Source organism: Methylobacterium sp. 37f, assembly GCF_023093475.1.
Lineage (GTDB): Bacteria > Pseudomonadota > Alphaproteobacteria > Rhizobiales > Beijerinckiaceae > Methylobacterium.
This window is the reverse complement of record NZ_JAGHKN010000082.1, coordinates 1-2,954: the sequence shown is the minus strand read 5'-3', so window position 1 is coordinate 2,954 and position 2,954 is coordinate 1. Positions and strand designations below refer to the sequence as shown.

Genomic DNA, 2,954 nt, shown 5'->3' with positions numbered 1-2,954 from the left:
GTGGGTGGACGGGGCGGGGCGCCGGCTGGCGTCACGACGCCGGCGTGACCCGGACGGTGTCGACGGAGGCGCGGCGCGCCATCTCAGGCTGCCCGCGCGACCCTGCCGAAGGTCGTCTGCTTGACGAACTTCGCGCGCAGGTGGGCGCCCGAGGTGACGGGCGCATATTTCGCGGGCCTGCCGGGTCCCTGGCAGGTCGGCAGGCAGGCCACCTCGGCGTCGTAGTTCGGCTGGTGGAAGAACACGATCGACAGACGATCGACGTTCTCCTCCGTATCGAATCTCGGGTTGACCACCCGATGGACCGTCGACGACCAGATGTCGTTGGTCCATTGCTGCATCAGGTCGCCGATGTTCACGATGAAGGTGCCTGGAATCACCGGCACATCGACCCATGCGCCGAGCTTATTCTTCACCTGCAGGCTCCTGTCGCCGATCTCCTTGCGCAGGATCGTCATGCTGCCGTAATCGGAATGGGCGCCGGCGCGGAGCTGATCGAGCAGCGGGGCGTTGGTCTGGGCCGGGTAGCGCAGGGCGCGCATCATCGAGATGCTCTTGTCGATGCTCGGATCGAAGTGGGTCTCGTCGAGCTTCAGCCCGAGGGCGAAGATCCGCATCAGGTCACGCGCCAGGCGGTCGACCGCGCGGAAATACGCCGTCCACACCGTCCGCAACTCCGCCGGTTCATTCGGCCAGATGTTCGGGGCGAAGTGCGGCCCGGCGGCGGCGCCGAACGCATAGGCATCGTCGGGCGGCACGTCGACCGGGCCGATCGAGAGCGATTCCTTGATGTCCGGCGGCGTCGGCGCGTCGAGGCTGAAGGAGAGGCCCTCCCCGCCCACGGCGCTGTAGCCCCGGACCTGATCGGGGGCCGGCCGTTCGACGGCGAGCTTCTCGGCATGGGGACGCTCGAAGAACGCCTTCGAGACCGCGTAGGTCGTCTCGATCAGCGATTCCGGGATGCCGTGGCCCGAAACCACCAGGAAACCGATATCCCGGCACGCCTGATCGACCTCGGCGGCGACGGCGGCTTTGCCCTCCGGCGTCCCCGCACGGTAGGGCGTCAGATCGATCACGGGAACCTGCAGAAGCGTCATGGCGAGGTCCTTAGTTTGACCATATGGTCAGAAACCGTAAGGCAAACCCCATGCCAGCACAGGTTGCGCACCTACGGCAGGCGGCAACGCCAGGCCTGCGTGATCATCGCGGCGTCGCTGACGAGGCCGAGATGCGTGGCGACGATGCGCAGGGCGGACGCCTCCAGGGCGGCGTCGGTGCCGGCGACGAGGTCGGCCGCCACGACGACGTGGTAGCCGAGGTTCGAAGCGTCGAAGGCCGAGTTGAGGATGCAGCAATCCGCCAGGCATCCGTCGAACACGATGGTGCGCGTGCCGAGGTTGCGGAGCAGAAAATCCAGGTCGGTCGGATGGAAGGCCGAGAGACGTTTTTTGCCTTCGACGATCAGATCCCGGTCCTCCACCTCGGTGACGAAGTCGTTCCAGCGTGTTCCCTCGATCGCATGCTCGTCGGCGTTGGGGATGTCTCCGACATGCAGCGGGAAGACCAGGCGCCAAGCGGCCTTCAGGCCGTTGACATCGTCGACGCCGCCTGCGCGAAGCCTGCTGCGCACGTGGATGACGCGGATGCCGGCCGCCCGCGCGGTCCGGTGAAACGCGTCGACCGCCGGTACGATGGCCCGGGCGCGGGGCGCCGGGCACGGGCAGGCCGGGTCGTCATCGAGATGACCGCGATGCAGGTCGATGGAGACGACCACGGTCGTCGCTGGATCGAAGAAGGGCGCGAAGGCCGCGCCGAGTTCCTGCGGCCGACCATTGATATAGCTTCGCATCGCGAGCGCGACTCCCACCGGCCCCACACCCATGCGGACGAGGCCCCCTGGGTCATCACTATCGGTGCCGCGCCGATCTTGCGACGATCAAGCTGCAACTGAATTAATCAGACTTGCTCTTTTCTTTTTCAGTAAGTCCATCGCGCGAGCAGATCGGACGATCTTGGGCAGGCGGCTCGTTGCGTGTGGCCTCCGGCAGCGAACGAGCGATCCACGCCCCATCGGCCTAGCGAACAGGAGGACGCCGCGTGCGGCGCACGGACGTTCGCCGGCTTTTGATCGGCGGCCCTCCCGGAACGAAGCGTTAGGAATCTCCGCGGAAAAGCCTGCGCGCCTGAAGACTTCGTAAGTCCCATCGCGGTCATGAGGATAGACCGCGAAACACCCGGAAAGTCTGGTTTCGCGGCCCCTGCGCGTTTGCGATCATCCGATCGCGCGCGTTTTCGGACTTGGAGAAACACCATGCGTTGTGGCCGTCTCGGAGGATCGCGCGTCGCGAGCCTCGTCGTCATCCTCGGCGCGGGTCCGTCCCTCGCGGCCGAGCGGCAGCCCTTCGAGATGGTGAAGGGCTGGGAGATCGAGCGCACGATCGGCGACACCAGCCCGCATGCCTGCCTGATGAGCCACACCTACCAGGACAAGGACGACGGGAACGCCGTCAACGGCATCATCTTCGCCCTGGGGGAGACGGAAGCGGCGCTGGGCCTCGTCTATGAAAACTGGACGTGGGACAAGCAGGAGAGCGTGAAGGTGCCGTTCTTCCTCGACAAGACCCGCTACGACGCCAAGGCGCGCTGGGTCGGCGACGGGCAATCCCTCACCGCCACCTTCCCGACAAGCATCGTCCCCAGGCTGATGGCGGCCCAGACCATCATCCTGAAATTCGACAACGGCAACGCCGATTTCGAGATCGGCGGATTTGCGGAGGGCTACGAGTCCCTCCGGCGCTGCAACGCCGCCAAGGCCGAGAGCGCCAAGGTTGAGGCTCCCAAGGCCGAGGGTCCCAAGGTTGAGGCTCCCAAGGTTGAGGCTCCCAAGATTGAAGCTCCCAAGGGCGGAGCCGCCGTGGCCGCGGCCCCCATGGCAGCCCCGCCGGCCCCTGCCC

2 protein-coding genes and 1 pseudogene are annotated in these 2,954 nt (G+C 66.4%); 1 reads left to right on the top strand and 2 read right to left on the bottom strand.

The features are described from left to right. Nucleotides 1–83: 83 nt before the first annotated feature. The gene (locus J7U37_RS24680; protein WP_247637459.1) at nucleotides 84–1,097 is read right to left on the bottom strand and encodes a 2-oxoglutarate and iron-dependent oxygenase domain-containing protein; all 1,014 of its coding nucleotides are present in this window, start codon (nucleotides 1,095–1,097) and stop codon (nucleotides 84–86) included. A 71-nt stretch (nucleotides 1,098–1,168) separates the two neighbouring features. Continuing rightward, nucleotides 1,169–1,849, bottom strand: coding sequence for an isochorismatase family cysteine hydrolase (locus tag J7U37_RS24675; protein ID WP_247637458.1), 681 nt, complete (start codon nucleotides 1,847–1,849; stop codon nucleotides 1,169–1,171). 462 nt (nucleotides 1,850–2,311) lie between these two features. Between J7U37_RS24675 and J7U37_RS24670 the strand changes: the two are divergent. Further along, nucleotides 2,312–2,954 (top strand): annotated as a pseudogene (locus J7U37_RS24670) (hypothetical protein); the annotation flags it as partial.

Bases quoted from the DNA above. Each gene is read 5' to 3' on its own strand.
- J7U37_RS24680 (WP_247637459.1), bottom strand. From the start codon at position 1,097: ATGACGCTTCTGCAGGTTCCCGTGATCGATCTGACGCCCTACCGTGCG.
- J7U37_RS24675 (WP_247637458.1), bottom strand. From the start codon at position 1,849: ATGCGAAGCTATATCAATGGTCGGCCGCAGGAACTCGGCGCGGCCTTC.